Raw genomic sequence first — 23,572 nt, forward strand, 5'->3', positions numbered from 1 at the left:
AAATGACACAAAACTATGTAGTAATCATGGCAGGCGGAATCGGAAGCAGGTTCTGGCCTTATAGTCGTGCAAATAAACCTAAGCAGTTTTTAGATGTTTTAGGAACCGGAAGGTCTTTAATCCAAATGACCTATGATAGGTTTTTAAATATTTGCCCTAGCTCAAATATTTATGTTATTACCAATAAGAGCTATTATGACTTGGTAAAAGAGCAACTTCCGGAGCTGAGTGATGACCAGATTCTACTTGAGCCTATAGGAAGAAATACTGCAGCAGCAGTCGCATACCCTGCTTTTAAGATAAAACAAAGAGATCCTGAGGGTGTAATGATTGTTGCACCATCTGACCATGTAGTTTTCAAGGATAACATTTTCGAGCAAAATCTGACTACTGCAATAGATGCTGCAAAGGGAAGTCAGAAGTTGATTACCTTAGGTATTGTGCCAAGCAGACCTGAGACTGGCTATGGATACATTCAGTACCATTCTAGTCCTCAGGAAAAAGTGAAAAAGGTAAAGACCTTTACAGAAAAGCCTGAGCTTGAACTGGCCCAGAAATTTATAGAGAGTGGCGACTTTGTATGGAATGCAGGCATTTTTATATGGTCTATAGACACCATCACCAAAGCCTTTCATAGATACCTGAAAGATGTTGCTGTCATTTTTGAAGAAGGTAATGACAAGTATTATACTTCTGATGAGCAATCTTTCATAGATGAGGCATATGCTCAGTGTAAAAGTATATCGATAGACTATGGCTTAATGGAAAAAGCCGAAGATGTTTACATGGTCAAGGGAGAGTTTGACTGGTCGGACCTCGGTAGCTGGGATTCGCTTCACGAGACAAAAGACAAGGATAAAAACAATAATGTAGTTGATGCGACTGCCTTGCTTTACGATTCTAAGAATTGCTATGTAAAAGGGCCTAAAGAAACATTAATTGTAGCTCAAGACTTAGACGGCTACTTAATCACTCAATCAGATAACGTAATCCTTATTTGTAAGAAGGACGCTGAGAAAAAGTTCAGAGAATTCTTAAGTGATGCCAAAGAAAAGGGAGCTCAGTTTGGCTAAGCTCCTAACCTCTTTGTCTTAGAACTTCATAGATTATAACTCCACTGGCAACCGATACATTTAGTGACTCAATTTGCCCATTGATGGGTAGTTTTACATGACCATCAGCTAGTTTCATATATTCAGGAGATATTCCATCTTCTTCTGAACCCATCATTATTGCGGTAGGTGCTGTTAGGTCAGCCTCATATACTAGTTTATCGGCTTTTTCTGAACACGCAATGACTGAAATACCGTTGGCCTGAATCTCTTTAATAGTTGTTTTCAGATTTTCAACCCGACAAACAGCAATATGGTTGAGTGCTCCGGCTGAGGTCTTCATAGCATCAGCCCCCAGTTGAGCAGTGCCTCTACTTGGCACAACTATAGCATGAGCACCAGCACACTCAGCTGTTCTAGCAATTGCGCCAATGTTTCTCACATCTGTTACTCTATCTAGAATAATTAAAAGGGGTGTTTCACCTTTGCTGTACGCTTCGGATATAACATTGTCTAGTGAGGCATACACTACCGATGAAAGGTAGGCAACCACACCTTGATGATTCTTTTTAGTTAACCGATTCAGTTTTTCTACAGGTACTTTTTGTACCGGAACAGAATGAGCTTTGGCTAAACTCATTAACTCTAGGATGAGTTCGTTTTTAAGATCTTTCTGAAGTAAAATTTTATCTACTTCCTTTCCTGCTTCAATAGACTCAATTACGGCTCTTGTGCCATAGATAAAATCAGCTGATTGATTTGGCTTCATTCAATAATTCTCCCAGTTCGCCATTGAGATACGGCATACATCCATGTCTCTTTGTAGCGCTTTCCTCTAATGAGTTTGTATTTAGTTATACCATCCTCTTGGATGATGTCAAAGATAAAACGAATTCTTCCGCCTTCTTCTGAAGGGAAAACCCAAAGCTCGGTATTCTCATTTCTGAATACCTGAATTGGGTTACCAAAAATCTGATAAACCATGCCTCTATCGGTTTTCCAGCCAGCTCTATCTTCAGTAAAAAGTCGGGCAGACTTTCGGATTCTTCTATAGTAGTACTTTACAAAGTCTTTGGCTACCCTTTCATTGCTAGAGAGTGTGTTGCTAACGAATTCTTCGAATGCTTTCCTGGTGTCATCAGGTCTTCTCAATTCTTTGTATTCATCTGTTGTGCTTACATAAATCAATGGCTGAACGAGCGCTGAGTAATCTCCAAAATATGGGAAGTATTCATCGGTAACCAGAATTTTATAATGCAACTCGGGATGGCTGGAGGCTTTTATTGTATAGTACCCTTCGTTGTAGAACTCAAAGACTTCGCATTCATTAGTTCCGTATAGAGTGTCTAGTGGATTAATGCTAGGCTCATTTGTTTCGTTTTCATAAAACGGTGGGAATGCCACTGCTCTGTTGTTCTCAACTCCAGTGATTTCGTAGTTCAATGAATCGCCAAAAGGATTCATTAAGCGAATTGGGTGGTTTCTATTTATATATTTAGCGAAGAAGGGTATGTTTTTCTCTTTTTCGAATATTAGAAAAGGAGTTGGTTTAAGTTCGCCATTTACCAACGGGATATCATAGTAGTAGTGTTCATCTTTAACACCATTATAAATATCTATCACCAATAGATTGTCATTCTCCCCTTTTTCGAAGTCTAGCTCGTAGGTGTATTGTCTAAAATCTACATCTACTACCTGAGAGGTGTCTATTCTTACGCTGCTACCAGGGCTTTTTTCATCTATGTAGCTGCTGCGTAAATCATAGCTTAATTGGTAGTCAGATATTCTAACATTGCCATTATTCAGCATGAAATTAAAATATACTTTATACTGATTGTCTTTGGCTGCTATTTGGTGTCTAACTAAAAATTCATGCTCTTGATTATATAGATAGCTCAACTCTCCAGAGCTCATGCGCTGCTGAGCAAAGGCACCTAGGCTACAAATACATAAAAGACAAGAGATGAAAAATTTCATAATTAAGCTTATTCAAATTTAAGAGAAATGAGCTTCTGAGGAACAAATTTGAGTGAATTCGAGAGATTCCCCTAATTTTGGCCAAAGTTTCAACATGGCTACCTATACTACCGAAATAGCATCAGACAGTATTCCTTCAGATAATCCCATTCATCAACGATTATTACAGGCCTATTATTTGGCTAAACCTTATGTTAAGGGCGATTTGCTAGAGCTCGGTTGTGGAGAAGGTAGAGGGGTTGAGCTTTTGAGTCCTCTGGCCCAAAGCTATTTAGCGCTAGATAAAATTCAGGAAGTCATAGATAGGTTAAAGGAGAAACACCCTAAGGTAGATTTTCAACAGGCAGTATTTCCTCCTTTCCAAACACTTGAGGATAATAGCTTCGATTCTGTAGTGAGCTTTCAGGTAATTGAGCATATAAAAGATGACAAATCGTTCTTAAAAGAAATTTATCGCGTGCTGAAGCCCGGAGGTATAGCGGTGCTAACTACTCCGAACATTAAAAAAACTCTTACTCGAAACCCTTGGCATGTAAGAGAATATACAGCAGAACAACTTACTCAGCTGGCTTCTCAGATTTTTCCGAAGGTTACCATGAAGGGTGTAGGAGGAAATGAGAAGGTGATGAAGTATTACGAGCAGAATAAAGAGTCGGTGAGAAGAATTACGCGTTTCGATATTTTCAACCTTCAATATAGACTGCCAGCACCTTTGCTTAGAATACCGTATGACATCTTGAATAGAGTTAATAGGAACAAGCTCAATACTTCGGATTCGGGTCTAGTGGCTGAGATTACACATAACGACTATGTTATGATGGAAGATGGAGATGCTGCCCTAGATTTATTCCTAATTCTTGAGAAATAGCCTATTGCAAGTTTTGTTTCGCTAAGAGTTTTTTCAAAGCTTTGAGCAACTTTTCATCGTTTGCATTCCGCGCTCGTTCTAGATTTTCTCTGAGTTTTAATACCTCTGTTTTCAGAATGTGCTCTTCTTCGGTTTTACTCGGAAGGGACAGTATCTCTGATAGCCGTTCATTTTTATCGGGTTTGAAATAGACTTCCTCTGGTTCATTCAAAGTATCTAATGTAACGGTCATGTGTCCAGAACCAGTTAAGAGCCAACTGGGGTTTATTTCTGGATATTTCTCGAATATATTTTCTAGAAACTTAGTTTGAATATCAGTGTCATTTTTGATGGCTTTGCTCAACGAGCCATTAGACATACCGACTTCCATTTCAAATTTCCTGATCGATAGATTCTTAAACTTTATGAAATCGTTGAGTCTTCTGACTATGATTGACATTGAAATTTACTTAGAAAAAAATCTATAATACGGTTGAAAACATAGATAATTATCTATAACTTTATCGTTTGAATACACGAATACAATGATACAAAATTGGCATAGAAAACTTGTCATCTGGTAAATGAGCACCACAGACATTTCTATGATAACACCCAGGTATGGCAAATCAAGAAGTAAGCGAGAAGACAAAACTCGGTAAACCGCTCGTTCTTAAGCTTTATGAAAGCCAGCGAGAATCAATGGAAGAGTTTGTTAAGAGTGAAAATAGGCGATTGGTTAATGAAGGCCTTATGCCTAAAACCTCATCAGACTATGCAAGGTTAATCTTTCAAAAAGGTTTAGAGGCCATGGGGCTAAATAAAGACTAGTTAAAGAAATCATACACACATGAGTTTTTTAGTAATGGAGCCAAGTGAAGGCCAAGGATATAGCTCTTTTGAGTCGAGAATAACCTTTCACCTTATGAAGGATTGTTACGAAAAGCTAGTTCAAGATTTGGGAGTGGCTAAAGCCGAAGAGGTGTTGCACAAAGCTTGGTTCAGAATTGAGCAGGTAATGCTAGAAAATGGAGTAGAACCACTGAATGCTGCCACAATGATTTTTGAAAACTTCAATTTCGATAAGCAGCTACATTCTGAGTGTTATGCAGCTATATATTGGAAAACCGAGCTAGATGGTATTTCTGAACCTTCCGAATAGGGTGGGTTGTTTGAAAGACATAAAAAAAGGGTCTCCAGCCAAGCTAGAGACCCTTTTTTTGATTCTTATCTATTAAAATGTACTTCTGTCAATTTGCATACGTACTTGTTGCTCTTGTAGCATGTCTCCAACTTTTGTGGCTTCATCGGTTTTACCAAACTCTTCTAATAGTAATTGGATGTATCTCAAACCTTGAGATTTAGACCTAAAACTAAAGTCGTTGTATCTCATTTTATTTTGCAAGTAGGTAAGCTCTGAATTGAACTGTTCGGCCATTTCCATAGCCATTTTCAGAGCTGTTTCGTCTTCACCAATTTTGAAGTATCCTTCTACAAAACCTACAGTAGATACATCGTATGGTACAGCTTCAACAGGCATTTTCTCCATACCAAAGTCAAGGACTTCTTTAGCTCTGGCAGAATCGCCTTCTATGATCAAGCCCTCAGCTAAAGTGGTAATCATTGATCTATGATTCTGAACAAAACCTCTGTAGTCTTCATTGAGGTTGGCACTAGGATCGTCCAAACCTCTGAACTGCATTTTGTTCATCAAGTTATCGTACATGAGGTCCGTGTTTACCAAGTCTCTCATGTTTTGAGGCTTTTGAACTGGTAAAAGTCTATAAGCCATACCTTCTTGTACCAAATAAGGCTCTGCTTCCCAATTCAATGCGTTCACAGAAGTATAGTTGAAGTAAATAGGTCTCTCCCAGTTGTTTTGAGCAATCAGGTCGAACAACATCATTTGGCCTTTATCTACAGTTCTAGAGGCAACTTCTCCTTGAGAATTTCTTTTAAAGTCGAAGTACATTCTATCTACCAGATAAGGTTCTAGGCTTTCAGGAACGAGTCCTTTTTCTAAAACCGCAGCTGTATCTATAGGCATAGTCAAAGTTTCTGCAGGTATTAGCATCACTTCGGCTCCAGAAGCAAAAGTTCTCTTGAATTGAGGAACATCTCTTCTAACCACATCTATGTATTCTTTTAGGTCTATGGCTTGGCCAGCAAACTGCGGTAGTTCGTTTACATAAAGTACATCGTTGGTTCCCTGTCTATAGTTATCTATAGTCAAAGAGTAAGGGAATGCCTCCGATTCATTCATCTTGGTTGCTGTCTGCTCAATGTACCAGTCAGTGGCATAGTAGCTCAATACTACTACACGAACATCGGTTCGGAATCCTTCAACCTCCTGAATGTACCAAAGCGGGAAGGTGTCATTATCTCCACCAGTGAACAGAATGGCATTTGGTGCCACTGAGGCTAAGAAGTTTCTCGCTGAGTCTACTGAGAAGTATCTGTTAGATCTATCGTGATCGTCCCAGTTTTCAGCAGCTAAAATTATTGGTGCAATAGCCCCGAGGGCTAAAGTGCCTATTGCCAGTGCTTTTCCTCGCTTGGCTAGTGCGCCACCTATGGCCAGCATAGATAGCCCAATCCAAATGGCAAAAGCGTAATATGAGCCTGCGTAAATATAGTCTCGTTCTCTTGGTTCAATTGGTGGAGAGTTCAGGTAAACTACTAAGGCTACACCAGTTAATATAAAAAGCATTAGTGTTGCCGAAAAACCTTTAGGGTCTCTGTTGAATTGGAAGAAGAAGCCCACTAGGCCAAGGATGAGCGGAATCATATAATATTGATTTCTACCCTTGTTATTGATGATAGTTTCAGGAACGCCTTTATTACTAGAAACAGGGCTGAGCCAATCTGCATCTTGAATATCACTCTCTCTTCCAGCAAAATTGAACATGAAGTACCTCAAGTACATATGTCCAATCTGATGTCTAAACATAAACCTCAGATTGTCTCCAAAGCTTGGAATTTCACCTGGAGTAACTCCAGTTACCTCCATATATTTTCTGTCATGACCAGGGGCAGAACTCCACATTCTAGGTAAGAGAGTGGTGTAAGCTGGGTCATATTCATAATCCATTTTGTAGTCAGAGATCTTGTATCCGTCTTCTGCCTTGTAGTATACAGGAGCACCTTCAACGTAGTCTGTGATTGGCGCATTAAAATACTGACCATGAACTAACGGACGGCTTCCATATTGCTCCCGCTTTAGGTAAGACACAAAGGTCATTACGTCTTCAGGGTTGTTTTGGTCAATTGGCGGATCTGCTCTCGAACGAACTAAAATTACAGCGTAACAAGTATAGCCAATGAGCACAAACGCCATAGAGAGAATCAGTGTGTTCAGGTTCACCATTTCCTTCTTAACAGTATATCTGAGCCCAAATATGATGAGCGCAATAACAATGATGGTTAAGAACAATGCACCAGAACCAAAAGGAAGTCCAAACGCATTTACAAAGGTGATCTCAAATTTACCAGCAATACTCGGTAGCCCTGGAATAATAAAAGAGTTGATGAAGAGTACAAGAAATAAGCTAAACGCTAAAGCCAAAATACCGCCAGTCCAAGTAGGCTTCTTGTATTTCTTAAAGTAATATACTAGACCTAAGGCCGGAAGCGTAACTAAAACTTGCAGGTGAACTCCGGTTGAAAGTCCGATCATATAAGCAATGAAAAGCAGCCATTTATTAGCTCTACTTTCATCGTCTACCAATTCCCACTTTAGAATAGCCCAGAATACCACTGCGGTAAAGAAAGAAGACATGGCATAGACTTCGCCCTCTACAGCAGAGAACCAGAATGAGTCTGTGAATGAAAAAGCTAAGGCTCCAATAGCACCAGAGCCCAATAAAAGCAACTTCTGAGTTGGAGTCTCTTTACCTATTTTTGCAGAAATTATCTTTCTACCTAGCATCACTATGGTCCAATACAAGAACAGAATAGTGAAGGCGGAAGAAAGCACACTGGCCATATTAACCCAGTAAGCCACTCTAGTTACATCACCAAAAGACAGAAAAGAGAAAAGTCTACCTATGAGCATAAAGAGGGGAGCTCCCGGAGGGTGAGACACCTCTAGTTTGTAAGCTATGGCAATAAATTCTCCACAGTCCCAGAAACTAGCGGTTCGCTCAACGGTGAGCACGTAGGTAATTAGGGAAACCAAAAATACACCCCAACCCACAAGGTTATTAGTCTTCTTAAAATCTGTCATTTAAAAGCTATTTGAGGCGTGAAAATAGTAAAAATATGATAGGGCAACGGTTAAAAATTATTAATCCAAAACCCTAGAGTACTATTCGTAAACACCAATGTAGAACCATAGCCATAGTAAAAACAGAGGAATATAAGAGGTGGCCACTATGGCATTGGCTACAGACTTTTTCTTACGAGCGGCAAAATCTACCCCATAAGTCAGTACTACCCAATAGACGATTTCAAAAACATTGAGTTGTTGGTTCACATACCAGTACTTTTCTCGCACTTCATTATAATCGAAGAAATTCATGTAAGAGAGAGGGTAAAAGGCCGTGTACTCCCAATAATTAGGGTCGGTTTGTACAAACATAAACCAGAAAATCTTGATTAATGTAGGCACAAAGAACACCACTTCAGCAATCATAGCTATTGTCCAGCACTTTTTATAAGGCACATTGTAGCCCCACATAAAACAGCCCACCCAAAGAATAAAACCTACAATAGTAAACTTCAGGCCATATACAATAGGGATTGATAGTAACTTAAAGCCTGCTATAATTCGAAAGATGAGCGCTTGTGGCCCTTCTAAAAATTTAAATGCAGCAATCTCGTTTACTATAAAGGTCTGCTGCACGTATACCAGCACAAAGTAAATGGCACAAACCACAATGAAAAACAGGACTCTGTTGAAGTTGGTTAATTCTCTAACCTGTAATTCTAGTTTGCTGTATTCTCTTGGCATTCGAAACTATTTGCAGTAAAAGTACGATTTAAGGACGAAGCCAATAAGAAATTTGTGTCAGTGTATGGCTATTGGAATAAGCGGCAGTAATATTGCCTGAATATTGAGTATGAAGAATTTAGCGTTAAGGTCTTTTCTGATTTTGTGTTTGCTGAGCGGAGGCGTGTCTCGGGCATCTACTGTTCAACAATCTTCTGATTCTACACAATATTTGTTGTTGAATATGGCTCTGCAGCTTCAGATTACAGATGCTGTAGACAATATGTACAACTTCAAGTTTCACAAAGCAGAGGTAGAGTTTAATTGGATGAAGTACAACTACCCAGATCATCCGCTACCATACTTCCTGTTCGGGATAAGTACCTGGTGGCAAATGATGCCCAATTTGGATAAAGAGTCACCTTTAGGCGATGAATTTCTGGCCTACATGGATACTACCATTACCAAGGCAGAGGCTATTTACGATGCAGATGAATCTAACATAGAGGCAGCTTTCTTTTTGGCAGGAGCACACGGTTTTGTTGGTCGCTATCACTCAGAAAAGAAAAACTGGATGAGGGCAGCTAGTGCCGGCAAAAATGCCTTGAAGTACCTTGAAATAACCCAGGGTAATAAGAGCTTTAGCCCAGAGATTCTTTTTGGAGATGCCCTCTTTAATTACTACTCCATTTGGATCAGAGAAACCTATCCTATGTTAAGGCCTGTGCTGTTATTTTTTCCTAAAGGAGATAAGGAACTTGGCCTAAAGCAACTCAATGAAGTGGCTAAAAGTGCCTTCTATACGAGAATTGAGGCTACTTATTTTCTAATGCGCATAAAGGCCTTTGAAACTAATGAAACCTTTGATGCGCTAAGACTTGGTGAATACGTTCATCAAAAATATCCGGACAACGCCTACTTTCATCGGTTTTATGCCAGAATGCTTTATACCGTTGGTCAGTACGACAAAGCCGCAGCTGAGTCTACCGAAATTCTAAACAGAATAGAGCAAGGACAAACGGGGTATGAAGAAATTAGTGGACGATACGCAAGTTTTTACTTGGGGCATCTCAACAAAATGAAAAAGCACGATGATGTTGCCGCTACTCATTTTCAAAATGTCATCAACTTTACAGAGAGTCTGGTAGATGAGGAAGACTCTGGGTACTATTTGTATTCTCAGTATTATTTGGCCGAATATGAGGTTGAATCTGGTCAATATGAGAGCGCGATGGACCGCATAGATATCATTCGCGACAACACCAAGCGAAGGGAGAGTCTCAACGAGAAAGCCAGAGACTTAAAGAAGGAAATAAAAAAACGGACATAATTCTGCGAGACGAATATCTCTTGAAGTGTATAAAATATTCTTCGATATTTATACATTTGTACCGAATTATATTTTGCATCTAATTATATAAATCGTGAATCTGAAACTAGATAAAATCGACCGAAAGATACTCGACATTTTACAGTCGAATGCTAAAATCACGAATGCTCAGCTTTCGAAAGAAATTGGCCTTTCGCCAGCTCCTACCTTAGAAAGGGTGAAGAAGCTAGAAAATTCAGGAATAATTAAAAGCTACCATGCCAAGCTAGATACCGACAAAATTGGTATGGGGGTGAGCACTTTTGTATATGCCACTTTAAAAGGACATAACAAGTCCAATATTGAGATTTTCATGGAGGCTATCAATAAAATCGAAGAGGTTATTGAGTGTCATCACGTTACAGGTTCTGGCGACTTTGTATTGAAAGTAATAGCCAAAGATATTGCCTCTTATCAGCAGTTAATGCTAGAAAAAGTGAGTGATATTTCTGTGGTAGACAACTTGCAGTCAATGGTCATCCTCTCTACCTTTAAGGATAGCAAGGTAATGCCAATTCCAGAATAGCATTTATGTCTACAAATCAGAAGCGCATCTTGGAGAAGTCTCAGATCGAGCAGATCATTCGAAGAATGGCCTACGAGGTTTATGAGAATAACCACGATGCAGAAAAAATCTATTTAGCAGGTATAGCCAACAATGGAGAGAAAATTGCGCAGCTGATTCAAAAAGAAATGAATGCCATTTCTGAGATACCAGTTGAGCTTATTCGAATAGACATCGATAAAGATGCTAAACGTCAGCCCATTGTAAGCTATTCTGCAGAACCCGATGTTCAAGACTTCACCCTAATTGTGGTAGATGATGTGTTGAACTCGGGTAGAACCATGATTTATGCTTTCGATCCTTTCTTGAAAATGCCAGTTCGGAACATTCAGACGGCCGTGCTAGTTAACAGAACTCATAAGCGTTTTCCTGTAGCTGTAGACTATAAAGGGTTCGAGTTGGGAACAACTATAGAAGAACATATCCATGTGAAGTTGACAGAGGAGGAGTTTGGCGCCTATTTGTACTAATTTTTCTTAAACTAAAACATATAAGATGGACTTTGATTTACAAGAACTCTGGAATGAGCATAGCGCAGCAATAATTGCTTTCGCCTTAAACCTACTTTTAACCTTCGTTATACTCATAGTTGGTCTATGGGTTATCAAAAGATTGGTTTCTACTCTCAGAAAGATTTTAACCAAAAGAAATGTAGATCCTACTCTAATCCCAACCTTGGTTGGTGTTGCTAGAATTGGACTAATTACTGTTTTACTTATTGCCGTAATTGAACGATTCGGTGCTGATACAACAGGTTTGGTTGCTGTGCTAGGTGGTTTGTCTTTAGCACTTGGTTTAGCGCTACAGGGTTCTTTATCCAATTTTGCAGGAGGAATGCTTATTCTTACGCTTAAGCCATTTAAAGCAGGCGATTTTGTTGAGGTAAATGGAGAGTCTGGTACTGTTCATTCAGTTACTATCATCAATACAATACTTAGAACCACAGATAATAAGATTATCTACCTTCCAAATGGTTCTGTTGCAAATTCTAATATCACCAACTTCTCTCATGAAGAAAAAAGGAGATGGGATAAGGTGTTCGGAATTGACTACGCTGATGACTTTGAAAAGGCAAAAAAGATTATTCAAGACTTGCTAGCTGCAGATGAGCGTATTCACAAAGATCCTGCTCCATTTGTTCGTGTTACTAACCTTGGAGATAGTAGTGTAGATATTCAGGTAAGAGCCTGGACAGACACTTCTGAACTCTGGAATGTGAACTTCGATATGATAGAAAAAGTGAAATTGGAGTTCGATAAAGAAGGTATCTCTTTCCCTTTTCCGCAAAGAGATGTCCACGTTTATAACGAAAAGTAGAACATCGATTCAAAACATATCACAAAGGGGTAAATGATTATATTTACCCCTTTAATTTTATAGGCATGTCCATTCATAAATCAGAAATAAAGAAGATAACCACACACCAAATTCAAGGCATGAAAGAGCGAGGAGAGAAAATCTCTATGCTTACTGCTTATGATTATTCTATGGCCAAATTGATAGATGGTGCTGGAGTGGATATTATTTTGGTGGGAGACTCGGCTTCAAATGTAATGGCTGGCCATGAGACTACCCTCCCCATCACTTTAGACCAAATGATTTACCATGCCAGCTCGGTGATTAGAGCTGTCGACAGATCTTTTGTGGTGGTAGATATTCCTTTCGGTTCCTATCAAGGTAATTCTTCAGAAGCATTGCGCTCTGCCATTAGAATAATGAAAGAGTCTGGTGCGCACGCGGTAAAGATGGAAGGTGGTGCTGAAATAAAAGAGTCTATTACCAGAGTGCTCAGTGCTGGTGTGCCTGTAATGGGGCATTTGGGACTTACGCCACAGTCTATCTATAAATTTGGTACGTATGCGGTGCGTGCTAAAGAAGAAGAAGAGGCAGAAAAGCTCATTTCTGACGCTAAGTTGCTAGAAGAGTGTGGCTGTTTTGGTATTGTGTTAGAAAAAATACCAGCAGAGTTAGCCAAACGAGTTTCAGAACAAATCAAAATTCCAACTATAGGTATTGGTGCAGGGCCGCATACAGATGGTCAGGTGTTAGTAATGCACGATATGTTGGGAATCACCGCAGAATTCAAACCAAGGTTTTTGAGGCAATATGCTCAAGTGGGAGATATTGTAAATGAAGCCGTTGCCAATTACGTAAAAGATGTTAAATCTGGCGACTTTCCTAACGAAAAGGAAAGCTACTAGTAATCTTAAAAAAGACATATTTTATTACATTGCGCATCCTAAATTTTTAATTAAAAAAATTCTAAAGCTTAATCATGAGTGAACAAAAGATAACCATCAATAACGGTGTGCTGAATGTTCCTGATAACCCTACGGTTCCTTTCATTGAAGGAGATGGTACGGGTGTAGACATTTGGCCTGCTGCAAAAAACGTATTGGATAGTGCCGTAGCTAAGGCTTATAATGGAGCTAAATCCATTCAGTGGAAAGAAGTTTTAGCAGGCGAGAAAGCTTTTAATGAAACAGGTGAGTGGATGCCTGCTGCTACATTAGAAGCTTTTAGAGAGTACTTGGTGGGAATTAAGGGGCCTCTTACAACTCCAGTTGGAGGCGGAATCAGATCACTCAACGTAGCACTTCGTCAAGAGCTAGATCTTTATGCTTGTGTGCGCCCTGTTAGATGGTTCCAAGGAACTCCTTCTCCGGTAAAAGAGCCAGGTCTTTGTGATATGGTTATTTTCAGAGAGAATACTGAAGATATCTACGCAGGTATTGAGTTCGAAAAAGGAACAGAAGATGCTGCTAAGTTTGCGAACTTGTTGAAAGAGAACTTCCCAACTAGATTCAAAAAAGTAAGATTCCCAGATTCAGCTGGCTACGGAATTAAGCCGGTATCTGAAGAAGGAACTCATAGATTGGTTAAAGGAGCTATTGATTACGCTTTCGACCAAAAAAGAGATTCAGTTACCCTTGTTCATAAAGGTAACATCATGAAGTTCACTGAAGGTGCCTTTAAATCTTGGGGTTATGAATTGGCTAAAGACCAATATGGTGCTCAAGATTATGAGGGAGGACCTTGGCAAGTGATCGAAAAGGATGGTCACAGAGTGATTATCAAAGATGTAATTGCCGATGCTTTCCTTCAGCAAATTCTACTTAGACCTGCTGAGTATTCAGTAATTGCTACCTTGAACCTTAATGGAGACTATGTTTCTGATGCTTTAGCCGCTATGGTTGGAGGTATCGGAATTGCTCCTGGTGCAAACATCAACTACAAAACAGGTACTGCAATTTTTGAAGCAACTCACGGTACTGCACCAAAGTATGCTGGTCAAGACAAGGTGAACCCTGGTTCAGTAATTCTTTCTGGTGCTATGATGCTAGAATATTTCGGCTGGCAGGAAGCTGCAGACCTTATTTATTCAGGACTGGAAAAGGCTATCGCCTCTAAAAGAGTTACTTACGATTTTGAACGACTGATGGATGGAGCAACGCTCCTCAAGTGCTCCGAATTCGGAGAAGAAATTGTGAAAAACATGTAAACAAAAGCCCCGTTCAGGGGCTTTTTTAATAAAGTGTTTTTTCATGGCTAAAAGAGTTGTTCCTTTTTTTCCGCTAAAGCTGGTTGCCTTTCCCGGAGAGCAAGTCAACTTGCATATTTTCGAGCCAAGGTATAAGCAGCTTATCAACGAGTGTCTAGAGTCAGACCAAACTTTTGTTATCCCTCTGTTCAATGAAATGATTAGAGATTTCGGTAGCGAAATGAAGGTTGAGAAGTTGGTGAAGCGCTACCCTACTGGTGAGATGGATGTTATTACCAGATGTACCAATGCTGTGCAAATTTTCTCCTTCCAAGAGAAGTTAGAGTCCAAGCTTTATGCTGGGGGAGAGGTTGAGCCAATTGAGAATATTCATGATCAGAACCCCGAACAATGGCAGGAACTACGCGCGCTAGCTAAGCGATTGATTGAGGTTTTAAAGATGGAAAGTGCTTTTGATGTAAATCTCGTTGAGAATTCGTTTGAGTTAGCACATAAATTAGGCTTATCTTTGGAGCAGGAGTATGACATGCTTCAGATGGTTAGGGAGTCTCAAAGACAGTCCTATATGATCAATCATCTCAAAAGGGCTTTGCCGTTGGTTAGTGAAATGGAAAGAGCCAAGGAGAAGATTAAGATGAACGGCCATTTTCAGCATCATGATCCGCTGAACTTTTAAGTATGATCGAAAGCAATCTTTCCGAATTCGGTACCATTCTCATTTTTATTTTAGGGGCCTTGGTCTTCGGAACGGTTATGTTATTCGTAGCAAAACTTGTTCGGCCAAACCGACCGAACTATGAGAAGTTAACTACTTATGAATCTGGAGAAGATACAGTTGGCTCAGCCTGGGGTCAGTTTAACTTGCGGTTTTATATAGTAGCCCTAATTTTCCTCTTGTTCGAAGTGGAGATAATATACCTTTTTCCGTGGGCCATAATATTTGGCGATAAGCAAATGATTGAAGGAACCGATTGGCAATGGGCATGGTTTGCCTTGGCAGAAATGTTCATCTTCATTTTTATACTGGCCTTAGGGTTGGTTTATGCTTGGAGAAAAGGTTATTTGGACTGGGTAAAGCCTCAGCAAAAACCTTCAGACTTTGTGTCTAAAATACCTACAGAGGCATACAAAAAATACATGGATTAATGGGGTTACTCGATCAGCAACTCGGACAAGGAGGAATAATCATCTCCAAGTTAGAAGACCTAATTAATTGGGCTAGGCTTTCTTCAATGTGGCCGATGGGTTTCGGGACGGCATGCTGTGCTATTGAGTTTATGAGTGCCCAATCTACACCCTACGACCTAGATAGATTCGGAGTTATTCCTAGGGCAAGTCCTAGACAGTCTGATGTAATGATTGTGGCAGGAACGGTTACCTTTAAAATGGCCGATCGTGTTCGCAGGCTTTATGAGCAAATGGCCGAACCGCGATATGTTATTTCAATGGGTTCTTGCTCCAATTGTGGAGGCCCTTACTGGGAGCATGGTTACCATGTGGTAAAAGGAGTAGACCGAATCATTCCAGTAGATGTTTACGTACCAGGCTGCCCTCCGAGGCCTGAGGCTTTAATTGGTGGTCTTATTAAGCTTCAAGACAAAATTCGAAGTGAGTCTATTGTAGCCCCCAAAGCGGTTGAAAAACTATTGGCAGAAAGTGAAAGCTGAAGAAATTAAAATATTGCTGGAAGAAAACTTCCCGGAGAAAGCATTTGAAGTGGTTGAAAATGCTACTCCTCAAGGAATTGTAGTTCCTGCAGAGAGCTTGGTAGAAGTAATGGGCTTTCTTCATGCGAACGACCAACTTTATTTCGATATGCTTTCTTGCATTACTGGCCTAGATAATGGTCCAGAGGCTGGAACCATGGAGGTGATTTATAACCTCTATTCCATTCCGAATGATCTACATTTAATGATCAAAGTAATGCTAGATAGAGAGAAGCCTGTGGTAGGTTCACTGGTAGAGCTCTGGAAAACTGCCGAGTGGCAAGAGCGCGAGGTGTATGATATGTACGGCATTCATTTCAACAATCACCCAGATTTAAGAAGAATTCTAATGCCTGCAGATTGGGAAGGCTTCCCTTTGCGAAAAGACTACGAGGAGCAGATCTATTACCGTGGAATGAAAGTAAAATATTAGTGGCCAATCAAGTTCAATACATATTCGATAACGAGAATCTGAATAGATCAGCGCCTCAGAAATTCCGTCAGGAAGACCTGAAGCATGATGAGATGATTGTGAATATTGGTCCGCAGCACCCTTCTACCCACGGAGTGCTACGCTTGGAGGTAGTTACTTCTGGAGAGCAGATTGTAGAGGTTGTGCCTCACCTTGGCTATTTGCATAGATGCTTTGAAAAGCATGCGGAGAACCTGCCTTACAATCAAACTTTACCATTTACGGATAGAATGGACTATCTGGCTGCCATGAATAACGAACACTCCTTCGCTATGGGAGTAGAGCGCATGCTGGGTATTGATAAAGATATTCCGAAGCGCGTAGAGTACATTCGTGTGGTTGTGGCTGAGTTGAATAGGTTGGCCTCTCACTTTGTTGCACTTGGTAGCTACGGAATGGATATTGGGGCGGTAACTGCCTTCTTCTGGATGATGCGCGATCGTGAGCACATTCTCAGGCTGCTTGAATGGGTTTCTGGTGCCAGAATGCTTTACAATTACATTTGGGTAGGAGGTCTGTTTTACGATCTGCCTGTAGGCTTTGAAGAAAGGTGCTTGGAATTTGTTCAGTACTTAAAACCTAAGCTTAAAGAGCTAGAAAATGTAGTTATCGATAATGCCATATTCGTCAATAGAACGGCCAATGTGGGTGTGTTGCCAGTAGATTTGGCCATTAATTATGGCATTACTGGCCCGATGCTCAGAGGCTCTGGCCTAAAATATGACTTGAGAAAAGTTGATGCCTATTCGGTTTACCCAGAAATAGACTTCGAAATCCCTGTAGGGAAGGGTCAGATGGGACAGTTAGGTGATTGTTGGGACAGGACTTGGGTTCGCGTACAAGAGTGCTATGAATCCATCAGAATCATTGAGCAGTCACTAGAAAAGCTGACTAAAGAGCATAAACGAGATCGTGATTTTGACCCTCATGCTATGGTGCCGAAAAAGATTCGTCCTAAAGCTCAAGATTTATATGTAAGGGCAGAAAACCCTAAGGGTGAAACTGGATTCTACTTTAGAGCAGACGGAAGATCGGATATTCCTTTCCGCTGCAAAGCTCGAGGAGCCAGCTTTGTCAACCTTTCCATCATCAATGAGCTCGCTAAAGGTGGTCAAATAGCAGACCTTATAGCGGTAATTGGCTCAATTGATATAGTGCTGGGCGAAGTAGATCGCTAGAGTAGTTCCCTCAGGTTATTCTCCCTGATATAAGCTCTCTGACCTCTCCATTTGATTTCGTACCAAATGTCTTTCTTCCCTATTACCTCTACTTTATGGCCTTGTCCAACCACTTCAATGAGTTCTGCGGCAGCCGAAGGGCCAGTCATTAGGTAGGCGTTACTCTGCATAACCAAAGCCCTTGTCTTATTAGCGTTCAGGTTGGTGACATAGAATACTAAGGCTAGTACAATCACAAGGCTAATGGCCAGGCTAGGTGATTTGATGTTGTGCTTCCTGATTTTCCTGAACATCATTCCGAGTATCAGAATACATAGCGCGAATAGCACTCCTAAAATCTGAAGCTTATAGTCTTCTACAATCTTTTTAGCCTGCTCAAACTGAGACATGTTGTAGCCCTCTAAACCATTTACCGTGGCGAGTTGCTCCATTTTTTTTAGCACGTCTTCATCTGCAGTTAAGCGATAATAGTCGTTCAGATAGAGAAAAGTTTTTCCAAGATTGCCCATTGCCTCATTGCTGTAAGCCATTTTTAGCAGCATTGCGGGCGTTGCTTCTTGTGATTCGGTGTAGATTTTCTCGTAAATTCTGAGCGATTGAGTATATCTTCTCGCGGAGAATAAAGAATCTGCTTCTTTTATTTCATTTGTAACCGACTGTGAAACAGCGGTTTGAGAAATAAAAATGATTCCGATGAATATTAAATGTAGAAATTTGAAAGCTCTGTTTTGCATTTTGTTTCTAAGGTCTTACCTTTGCACTCGCAATTAAGGAAAACGACCTTAATCACACAAAAAAAATTCTTGATCTGGTAGCTCAGTTGGTAGAGCATCTCCCTTTTAAGGAGAGGGTCCTGGGTTCGAGCCCCAGCCAGATCACATCTCCTAAAAGCCTCTGAATTTTCAGAGGCTTTTTTTATTGCCTCTTGGTTCAGAAACCGTTCGCTATCTAAAACAATTTTCCAGATAAGTAAAGTGCTTTTCTGTTGAGGGCTTTTCAATTTCTCCGAGAAAACTGGTGATAATAGCATATTCGAAATCTACGAATCATTAGCCGGGATAATGTTTTTTAGTTAAACAGTTTTCTTTAGATTTAGTGATTATTAACATTTCTCTTGAAGAAACTCTCGGCCATATTGCTCCTTCTTTGTTTGGCAATGTATCAGTTCGGATACTTTGCGGCAGACTATTGGGTGGGCAAGCATATTGATAACAAGTGGTCTGAGAAAATCTATGCCGAATCATTCGATGAAAGTAATATTGAACTGATTAAGGTGCCTATCTCTGTGCCTTACATGCCAGATGATCAAGAGTTCAAAGTGGTAAATACTTCTTATGAAGAAGGAGGTAAGTTCTATAGGGTATTAGAGCAGCGCTACAGAAACGATACTTTGGAGATGAAAGTAGTTGCCGATAACTACAAGATATTTTTAGAGTCGGTAATTAATGAATGGATCTCAACCACAGAAGCAGACTCACCCTTAGATGCTGTGGGTAAGCTGCAAGCAAAAGTTATTTCTAAAGAATTCAATTTCAATAAATCAATCTTGGGTGAAAGACCCTTTTCTGGCTTGGTAGAGGCCACTAAAGCAATCGAAAGCAATCATTTTTACTCTACTCTAAAGCTAGATGTTCCTACTGAACCTCCGCGCGAGGTGTAATCATTCCTACTATTGAGAGCATTTGATGATGCTCTTGGTCATTATTCCAGAGGATTTATAAGAGCTAAAAAAGGCATTTTGCCTCCCTTGATCTATTTTTTATCGGGTTCAGATTTTTTAATACTCAGCTATACTTTGTGAGTAATGGCAGGCTGCTGGGCACTATTACCAAGGCAGTCATTTAATCCTGAATACATATTTTTTAAATGAAGTTCATGGGCTCTGCCTTTGAATGGATAGGAATTGTGTTTACCAAAAGTTAAACCACCCTAGCAGAGGTGTTTGTTCGCTTCCATTTTTTGCTAGTAATCTGTATTCGGGTTTTAACAGGTAGCAATTGATGTGGAGTCAATGCCCAAGATTCCCATCAAGCTACTTGATTGAATAAATTTTGAACGAAAGAAAAGACATGAACTGATTATAGATTAAGCAATCAATTAAGTTTACAGCCCACCGTCATTGTGCAATCTGGCGGTGGGTTTTGTTTGCCCTTTTTTGTAATCCTTAAATACTGTTCTGATAAACTCGCGTTATCTTAGCAACCAATGAAGAATGATAATCCTATAGGTATTTTCGATAGTGGTTTAGGTGGATTGACCGTAGCTAATGCTGTTTATCGTTTGCTAAAGAATGAGCAGTTAGTGTATTTTGGAGACTCCGCTCATTTGCCGTACGGAGATAAGTCTGCTGCAACCATTCAGGCCTATTCGGTTAAAATCTGTGATGTTCTACTTCAGAAGAATGCCAAGCTTATACTGATAGCATGTAATTCTGCTTCTGCGGCAGCCTATGAGTTAGTAAAGGCCTATGTAGGATCAAAGGCTAAAGTGCTAAACGTAATAGATCCTGTAGTGAATTATGTGGCTGAAAAATATGCAGGAAAACATGTAGGGCTAATTGGTACTAAGCAAACGGTGGGCTCTGGCGTTTATGAATATCAACTTAAGCTTAAAGATCCCTCTATCAAGTTTTCTGCCTTGGCTACTCCATTATTGGTTCCAATGATTGAAGAAGGCTTTCATAACAATAACATCTCTGAAGCCATCATTGAGCAATATCTCAGTGATTCTGTTTTAGAAGGTATTGATACCCTTATTTTGGGGTGTACTCATTATCCGCTCATAAAAGATGCAATTGATAAGTTTTACGGAGGAGCAATAGAAGTAATAGATTCTTCGGTAATTGTTGCTAAAGCTCTAGAAGCCTATTTAGAGACAGAAGGCCTTGCAGCTGAAAAGCTTTCTAAAGACCATGAATTCTTAGTTTCCGATATTACGCCTTCCTTTGAAAAAGCAGCTGAGCTCTTCTTTGGAAGAAAAGTGCCGTTGGAAAAACATATTCTCTGGGAGTAGGTTCAATTAGCGTGTCTGAACTAAATTTGGGGTGAGATAATTAATAACCTAGTAATTCGGTAGGATATAGATTATCACATCCGAGAATTAAGTGTTTTATTTGCATTAACCAAGGGCAGAATTATAGCGTGTACGCATTCCTATTTTTCCTTAATTTTCTACTGATCTACACGGTTTTTGCCGTTTATGCCGAACGTAAAATCTCTGCTTTCATTCAGGATAGATACGGTCCGATGGAAACTGGTTATTACGGTCTGCTTCAGACTGTAGCCGACTTACTCAAACTCATCCAGAAAGAAGATATTGTTCCTTTTAAGGCTGATAAAAAACTCTTTAAGCCAGCGCCTGTAATTATCTTTTTGGCTGTCTTTGCTGGTTTTGCTGTGTTGCCGCTCACTTCAGACTTCGCGGGTTCATCAGCACAAATTGGAATTTTCTACTTGTTAGCCATCGTGTCGTTAGATGTGGTGGGTATTCTTATGGCCGGTTGGGGGAGTAATAGCAAGTATGCCCTTTGGGGTGCCATGCGTTCTGTGGCTCAAATTATTTCATACGAAATACCGCTTGGCTTAATGGTGGTTTGTGTGGTTATGATTTCGCAAACGCTCAATCTTCAAGAAATTACTTATCAACAGAGTATTTGGTGGAATCAGATTAATCCCGAAGCTGAGAATTATCTTTTTGGCATTAAAGCACTTGGCATTGAAACCACAAATGTAGGCGGCATTCTTACTTGGAACATACTGAGGTCGCCACTGATGCTTATCGGTTTTGTCATCTTCTTTATCTCTTCTTTGGCTGAAAGTAACAGAGCTCCTTTCGACATACCAGAGGCCGAATCGGAGCTTGTAGGTGGTTTTCATACAGAATATTCGGGCTTTAGGTGGGCGTTAATCATGCTTTCGGAATATGGTATGATGCTGCTGGTTTCTTTCTTAGCCGTAATCTTGTTCTTAGGTGGCTGGAATTCTTTTTTGCCAAATATCGGTTCAGTAAAACTGGCAGAATGGACCAGCGGTGAGCCTGGGACTTTGGCAGGTCACCTTTGGGGAGCTTTCTGGATGATTTCTAAAGCCTTGTTTTTGGTGGCAGTGCAAATGTGGGTGAGATGGACATACCCAAGGCTAAGGCTAGACCAACTGATGAACTTGAGTTGGAAGTACCTTACTCCTGCTTCAATTCTTTTAGTTTTGTTGAGCGCAGTATGGAGGCTGCTGATGATATGAAGGGCTATTGGAGAAACATACGGACTGCTGTAGATACGCTAAAAACGGGCTTGAAGGTAACTGCCAAGCACATGAAAGATGCGCGTACTCAAAGAACAGCTATTGTGCCTGAAGCTGATAATTACTTTGAAAAGCAGAACGCCATTTTTACGGTTCAATATCCTAAAGAAAAACTACCAGTTCCGGACCATGGCCGCTACAAGTTGCACAACGAAATTGACGATTGTATTGTCTGTGATAAATGCGCAAAAGTTTGCCCTGTAGACTGTATAGATATTATTCCTCTTAGAGCGGTTGAAGAAATAGGGAAAACTAGCGATGGAACGCCCAGAAGAATTTATGCCGAGAAGTTCAACATCGACATGGCCAAATGCTGCTTCTGCGGCCTGTGTACAACAGTTTGTCCAACCGAGTGCCTGACAATGACCGATGAGTATGACTTTAGTGCATACGACTTTGAAGAGCATAACGTGCCTTTTGCCAATATGACGCCTCTTGAGATTCTTCAGAAGAAGAAGGAATTGGAAGAGTTTAATAAGCAGAAAGAGGCTGCCAAGGCGCTTAAAAGGGAAGAGGTAGTACCGGAAGAAAAAGCAGCATCGGGTGCGAAACCAAAGGTAGGAGCTGCCAAACCAGCATTTAAACCTAGAGTGCCTGGTGCTAAGCCTAAAGTGGTGGGGAAACCACAAATTCCTGCTAAAAAAGAAGGTGAAGAACCTAGTGGCGAAGAATCTCAGAGTAAACCGAAACCGGTTTTCAAACCAAGAGTTCCTGGGGCAAAACCTAAGGTGGTTGTGAAGCCTGAAATGTCTCCTGGAAAAGCTGCTGAAGAAGAGTCTGGCCAGGAGCCAAAGTCTAAGCCAAAACCAGTGGTTAGGCCTAAAGTTCAGCCGAAGAAGCAAGAGAGCGAAGAGTCAAATGAAACTTCAGACAAGGCTCCGCGACCTGTGATAAAGCCGAAAGTGCCTGGGGCTAAGCCCAAAGTGGTAGTGAAACCAAAGGTGCCTACCAAGAAGGTTGCAGAAGAGCCTAAAGAGCAAGAAGCTAAGTCTAAGCCAAGACCTGTAATGAAACCGAAGGTTCAGCAAAAAAAGGACGAGGCTAACCAGTCAGAGAGCAAGACGGAACTGCCAAAAAAGGCTGCAAGGCCAGTGATAAAACCAAAGATTAAACCTAAAAACACGGATAGCGATAAGGAAGAATAAATGGAGTTAGAAGCAATACTTTTTTACTTCTTTGCTGGCATTACAGCGTTTTCGGTGCTCTTTATTGCAGTAACCCGAAACATACTTTATGCTGCTTTTGCGCTCATTCTAACTTTCATTGGAGTAGCTGGCTTATTCGTTTTCATGGGAGCCGAATTCATTGCCATTACCCAGATTCTTGTTTATGTAGGCGGAATATTGGTGCTCTTAGTATTTGGTATAATGCTAACGCATAGGTTGAAAGGGCAAAAACTTAAAACCGATAGGTATCAAATGCTCTTTGGTTTTTTGATATCAGCAGGAATTTTCGGCCTGTTCATACAATCAATTCATTCAGGAGCATTTTCCAATTTGCCTTGGGTAGATCAAGAGTACTCGCAAGAAGTAGAGCTTAAGTCATTTGGACTGAGTCTAATGACTGATTATGTGTTGGCCTTTGAAGTGATAGGTATACTACTTTTGGTAGCTTTAATTGGAGCAGTGCGAATAGCTGGTAACGCAAGAAAGGAGGGAACAGATGCTGCTTAATAC

The 23,572-nt window shown here is 40.4% G+C and carries 26 protein-coding genes and 1 tRNA gene; 21 read left to right on the top strand and 6 right to left on the bottom strand.

The window, feature by feature from the left end:
* The first annotated feature begins 2 nt into the window (after positions 1 to 2).
* The gene (locus tag T7867_RS08270) at positions 3 to 1,073 is read left to right on the top strand and encodes a mannose-1-phosphate guanylyltransferase (RefSeq protein WP_068217965.1); all 1,071 of its coding nucleotides are present in this window, start codon (positions 3 to 5) and stop codon (positions 1,071 to 1,073) included.
* A gap of 4 nt (positions 1,074 to 1,077) precedes the next feature.
* Here the strand turns inward: T7867_RS08270 and rlmB are convergent, their stop codons facing one another.
* Both rlmB and T7867_RS08280 read right to left on the bottom strand, forming a co-directional pair.
* A complete protein-coding gene (gene rlmB / locus T7867_RS08275) occupies positions 1,078 to 1,821 on the bottom strand; it encodes a 23S rRNA (guanosine(2251)-2'-O)-methyltransferase RlmB (RefSeq protein WP_068217968.1) in 744 nt (247 codons plus the stop codon).
* A complete protein-coding gene (locus T7867_RS08280) occupies positions 1,818 to 3,029 on the bottom strand; it encodes a GWxTD domain-containing protein (RefSeq protein ID WP_084375590.1) in 1,212 nt (403 codons plus the stop codon). Before T7867_RS08280 ends, rlmB begins: the two co-directional genes overlap by 4 nt.
* 94 nt (positions 3,030 to 3,123) lie before the next feature.
* Here T7867_RS08280 and T7867_RS08285 point away from each other — a divergent pair, with 94 nt between their 5' ends.
* Positions 3,124 to 3,897, top strand: a complete 774-nt coding sequence (locus tag T7867_RS08285; RefSeq protein WP_068217973.1) for a class I SAM-dependent methyltransferase — start codon at positions 3,124 to 3,126, stop codon at positions 3,895 to 3,897.
* A gap of 1 nt (position 3,898) precedes the next feature.
* Here the strand turns inward: T7867_RS08285 and T7867_RS08290 are convergent, their stop codons facing one another.
* Entirely contained in the window at positions 3,899 to 4,336 is a 438-nt protein-coding gene (locus T7867_RS08290) for a helix-turn-helix domain-containing protein (RefSeq protein WP_068217976.1), read from the bottom strand.
* Between the two features lie 161 nt (positions 4,337 to 4,497).
* On the opposite strand from T7867_RS08290, the gene T7867_RS08295 reads away from it, so the two are divergent.
* Together T7867_RS08295 and T7867_RS08300 are read left to right on the top strand one after the other, a co-directional pair.
* On the top strand, positions 4,498 to 4,707 hold the full coding sequence (locus tag T7867_RS08295; protein ID WP_068217979.1) for a hypothetical protein: 210 nt from the start codon (positions 4,498 to 4,500) through the stop codon (positions 4,705 to 4,707).
* A gap of 19 nt (positions 4,708 to 4,726) precedes the next feature.
* Positions 4,727 to 5,038, top strand: coding sequence for a hypothetical protein (locus T7867_RS08300; protein WP_157717544.1), 312 nt, complete (start codon positions 4,727 to 4,729; stop codon positions 5,036 to 5,038).
* 72 nt (positions 5,039 to 5,110) lie between these two features.
* Here the strand turns inward: T7867_RS08300 and T7867_RS08305 are convergent, their stop codons facing one another.
* Positions 5,111 to 8,101, bottom strand: a complete 2,991-nt coding sequence (locus T7867_RS08305; protein WP_322300073.1) for a glycosyltransferase family 117 protein — start codon at positions 8,099 to 8,101, stop codon at positions 5,111 to 5,113.
* 81 nt (positions 8,102 to 8,182) lie between these two features.
* Positions 8,183 to 8,827 carry a hypothetical protein gene (locus T7867_RS08310; protein ID WP_322300074.1) on the bottom strand — a complete coding sequence of 215 codons (645 nt, stop codon included), beginning with the start codon at positions 8,825 to 8,827 and terminating at the stop codon, positions 8,183 to 8,185.
* Positions 8,828 to 8,936: 109 nt separating this feature from the next.
* On the opposite strand from T7867_RS08310, the gene T7867_RS08315 reads away from it, so the two are divergent.
* The 11 genes from T7867_RS08315 (at position 8,937) to T7867_RS08365 (ending at position 17,598) form a co-directional block, all read left to right on the top strand.
* The gene (locus tag T7867_RS08315; protein WP_322300075.1) at positions 8,937 to 10,136 is read left to right on the top strand and encodes a tol-pal system protein YbgF; all 1,200 of its coding nucleotides are present in this window, start codon (positions 8,937 to 8,939) and stop codon (positions 10,134 to 10,136) included.
* Positions 10,137 to 10,230: 94 nt separating this feature from the next.
* Positions 10,231 to 10,701 (top strand): Lrp/AsnC family transcriptional regulator, encoded by a 471-nt coding sequence (locus T7867_RS08320; protein ID WP_084375592.1) that lies wholly within the window; start codon positions 10,231 to 10,233, stop codon positions 10,699 to 10,701.
* 5 nt (positions 10,702 to 10,706) lie between these two features.
* Positions 10,707 to 11,210: a phosphoribosyltransferase family protein gene (locus T7867_RS08325; protein WP_068217996.1), complete on the top strand. Its 504-nt coding sequence runs from the start codon at positions 10,707 to 10,709 to the stop codon at positions 11,208 to 11,210.
* A 25-nt stretch (positions 11,211 to 11,235) separates the two neighbouring features.
* Positions 11,236 to 12,057, top strand: coding sequence for a mechanosensitive ion channel family protein (locus T7867_RS08330; protein ID WP_273275941.1), 822 nt, complete (start codon positions 11,236 to 11,238; stop codon positions 12,055 to 12,057).
* A gap of 65 nt (positions 12,058 to 12,122) precedes the next feature.
* Positions 12,123 to 12,941 (top strand): 3-methyl-2-oxobutanoate hydroxymethyltransferase, encoded by an 819-nt coding sequence (gene panB, locus T7867_RS08335; protein WP_068218003.1) that lies wholly within the window; start codon positions 12,123 to 12,125, stop codon positions 12,939 to 12,941.
* Between the two features lie 74 nt (positions 12,942 to 13,015).
* Complete coding sequence (gene icd, locus T7867_RS08340) at positions 13,016 to 14,242, top strand: NADP-dependent isocitrate dehydrogenase (RefSeq protein ID WP_068218006.1); 1,227 nt, start codon at positions 13,016 to 13,018, stop codon at positions 14,240 to 14,242.
* A 43-nt stretch (positions 14,243 to 14,285) separates the two neighbouring features.
* Positions 14,286 to 14,918: an LON peptidase substrate-binding domain-containing protein gene (locus tag T7867_RS08345; RefSeq protein ID WP_322300076.1), complete on the top strand. Its 633-nt coding sequence runs from the start codon at positions 14,286 to 14,288 to the stop codon at positions 14,916 to 14,918.
* A gap of 2 nt (positions 14,919 to 14,920) precedes the next feature.
* The gene (locus tag T7867_RS08350) at positions 14,921 to 15,388 is read left to right on the top strand and encodes an NADH-quinone oxidoreductase subunit A (protein WP_322300077.1); all 468 of its coding nucleotides are present in this window, start codon (positions 14,921 to 14,923) and stop codon (positions 15,386 to 15,388) included.
* Positions 15,388 to 15,909 carry an NADH-quinone oxidoreductase subunit B gene (locus T7867_RS08355; protein WP_273275947.1) on the top strand — a complete coding sequence of 174 codons (522 nt, stop codon included), beginning with the start codon at positions 15,388 to 15,390 and terminating at the stop codon, positions 15,907 to 15,909. Before T7867_RS08350 ends, T7867_RS08355 begins: the two co-directional genes overlap by 1 nt.
* A complete protein-coding gene (locus T7867_RS08360; protein ID WP_273275949.1) occupies positions 15,899 to 16,381 on the top strand; it encodes an NADH-quinone oxidoreductase subunit C in 483 nt (160 codons plus the stop codon). Before T7867_RS08355 ends, T7867_RS08360 begins: the two co-directional genes overlap by 11 nt.
* Positions 16,382 to 16,419: 38 nt before the next feature.
* Positions 16,420 to 17,598 (top strand): NADH-quinone oxidoreductase subunit D, encoded by a 1,179-nt coding sequence (locus tag T7867_RS08365; RefSeq protein WP_456115151.1) that lies wholly within the window; start codon positions 16,420 to 16,422, stop codon positions 17,596 to 17,598.
* Here the strand turns inward: T7867_RS08365 and T7867_RS08370 are convergent.
* Positions 17,595 to 18,332, bottom strand: a complete 738-nt coding sequence (locus tag T7867_RS08370; protein WP_068218028.1) for an SH3 domain-containing protein — start codon at positions 18,330 to 18,332, stop codon at positions 17,595 to 17,597. The genes T7867_RS08365 and T7867_RS08370 overlap by 4 nt on opposite strands.
* Positions 18,333 to 18,403: 71 nt before the next feature.
* On the opposite strand from T7867_RS08370, the gene T7867_RS08375 reads away from it, so the two are divergent.
* From T7867_RS08375 to T7867_RS08400, 6 genes are all read left to right on the top strand, one after another.
* A tRNA-Lys gene (locus tag T7867_RS08375) sits at positions 18,404 to 18,476 on the top strand.
* Between the two features lie 236 nt (positions 18,477 to 18,712).
* Positions 18,713 to 19,258: a hypothetical protein gene (locus T7867_RS08380; protein WP_273275954.1), complete on the top strand. Its 546-nt coding sequence runs from the start codon at positions 18,713 to 18,715 to the stop codon at positions 19,256 to 19,258.
* A gap of 545 nt (positions 19,259 to 19,803) precedes the next feature.
* A complete protein-coding gene (murI, locus tag T7867_RS08385; protein ID WP_068218033.1) occupies positions 19,804 to 20,610 on the top strand; it encodes a glutamate racemase in 807 nt (268 codons plus the stop codon).
* 128 nt (positions 20,611 to 20,738) lie between these two features.
* The gene (locus T7867_RS08390) at positions 20,739 to 21,836 is read left to right on the top strand and encodes a complex I subunit 1/NuoH family protein (RefSeq protein WP_273275957.1); all 1,098 of its coding nucleotides are present in this window, start codon (positions 20,739 to 20,741) and stop codon (positions 21,834 to 21,836) included.
* Positions 21,719 to 23,041, top strand: a complete 1,323-nt coding sequence (locus T7867_RS08395) for a 4Fe-4S dicluster domain-containing protein (protein WP_221405969.1) — start codon at positions 21,719 to 21,721, stop codon at positions 23,039 to 23,041. Before T7867_RS08390 ends, T7867_RS08395 begins: the two co-directional genes overlap by 118 nt.
* Positions 23,042 to 23,569 carry an NADH-quinone oxidoreductase subunit J family protein gene (locus T7867_RS08400; protein WP_068218039.1) on the top strand — a complete coding sequence of 176 codons (528 nt, stop codon included), beginning with the start codon at positions 23,042 to 23,044 and terminating at the stop codon, positions 23,567 to 23,569.
* Positions 23,570 to 23,572: the final 3 nt, after the last annotated feature.

Source organism: Roseivirga spongicola, from assembly GCF_034376045.1.
Lineage (GTDB): Bacteria > Bacteroidota > Bacteroidia > Cytophagales > Cyclobacteriaceae > Roseivirga > Roseivirga spongicola.

Coding starts and splice junctions, on each gene's coding strand:
- T7867_RS08310 (WP_322300074.1), bottom strand. CDS start 8,827: ATGCCAAGAGAATACAGCAAACTAGAATTACAGGTTAGAGAATTAACC.
- T7867_RS08355 (WP_273275947.1), top strand. CDS start 15,388: ATGGGGTTACTCGATCAGCAACTCGGACAAGGAGGAATAATCATCTCC.
- rlmB (WP_068217968.1), bottom strand. CDS start 1,821: ATGAAGCCAAATCAATCAGCTGATTTTATCTATGGCACAAGAGCCGTA.
- T7867_RS08290 (WP_068217976.1), bottom strand. CDS start 4,336: ATGTCAATCATAGTCAGAAGACTCAACGATTTCATAAAGTTTAAGAAT.
- icd (WP_068218006.1), top strand. CDS start 13,016: ATGAGTGAACAAAAGATAACCATCAATAACGGTGTGCTGAATGTTCCT.
- T7867_RS08395 (WP_221405969.1), top strand. CDS start 21,719: ATGGACATACCCAAGGCTAAGGCTAGACCAACTGATGAACTTGAGTTG.
- T7867_RS08370 (WP_068218028.1), bottom strand. CDS start 18,332: ATGCAAAACAGAGCTTTCAAATTTCTACATTTAATATTCATCGGAATC.
- T7867_RS08270 (WP_068217965.1), top strand. CDS start 3: ATGACACAAAACTATGTAGTAATCATGGCAGGCGGAATCGGAAGCAGG.
- T7867_RS08295 (WP_068217979.1), top strand. CDS start 4,498: ATGGCAAATCAAGAAGTAAGCGAGAAGACAAAACTCGGTAAACCGCTC.
- T7867_RS08330 (WP_273275941.1), top strand. CDS start 11,236: ATGGACTTTGATTTACAAGAACTCTGGAATGAGCATAGCGCAGCAATA.
- T7867_RS08400 (WP_068218039.1), top strand. CDS start 23,042: ATGGAGTTAGAAGCAATACTTTTTTACTTCTTTGCTGGCATTACAGCG.
- T7867_RS08305 (WP_322300073.1), bottom strand. CDS start 8,101: ATGACAGATTTTAAGAAGACTAATAACCTTGTGGGTTGGGGTGTATTT.
- T7867_RS08285 (WP_068217973.1), top strand. CDS start 3,124: ATGGCTACCTATACTACCGAAATAGCATCAGACAGTATTCCTTCAGAT.
- murI (WP_068218033.1), top strand. CDS start 19,804: ATGAAGAATGATAATCCTATAGGTATTTTCGATAGTGGTTTAGGTGGA.
- T7867_RS08325 (WP_068217996.1), top strand. CDS start 10,707: ATGTCTACAAATCAGAAGCGCATCTTGGAGAAGTCTCAGATCGAGCAG.
- T7867_RS08345 (WP_322300076.1), top strand. CDS start 14,286: ATGGCTAAAAGAGTTGTTCCTTTTTTTCCGCTAAAGCTGGTTGCCTTT.
- T7867_RS08315 (WP_322300075.1), top strand. CDS start 8,937: ATGAAGAATTTAGCGTTAAGGTCTTTTCTGATTTTGTGTTTGCTGAGC.
- T7867_RS08280 (WP_084375590.1), bottom strand. CDS start 3,029: ATGAAATTTTTCATCTCTTGTCTTTTATGTATTTGTAGCCTAGGTGCC.
- T7867_RS08350 (WP_322300077.1), top strand. CDS start 14,921: ATGATCGAAAGCAATCTTTCCGAATTCGGTACCATTCTCATTTTTATT.
- T7867_RS08300 (WP_157717544.1), top strand. CDS start 4,727: ATGAGTTTTTTAGTAATGGAGCCAAGTGAAGGCCAAGGATATAGCTCT.
- panB (WP_068218003.1), top strand. CDS start 12,123: ATGTCCATTCATAAATCAGAAATAAAGAAGATAACCACACACCAAATT.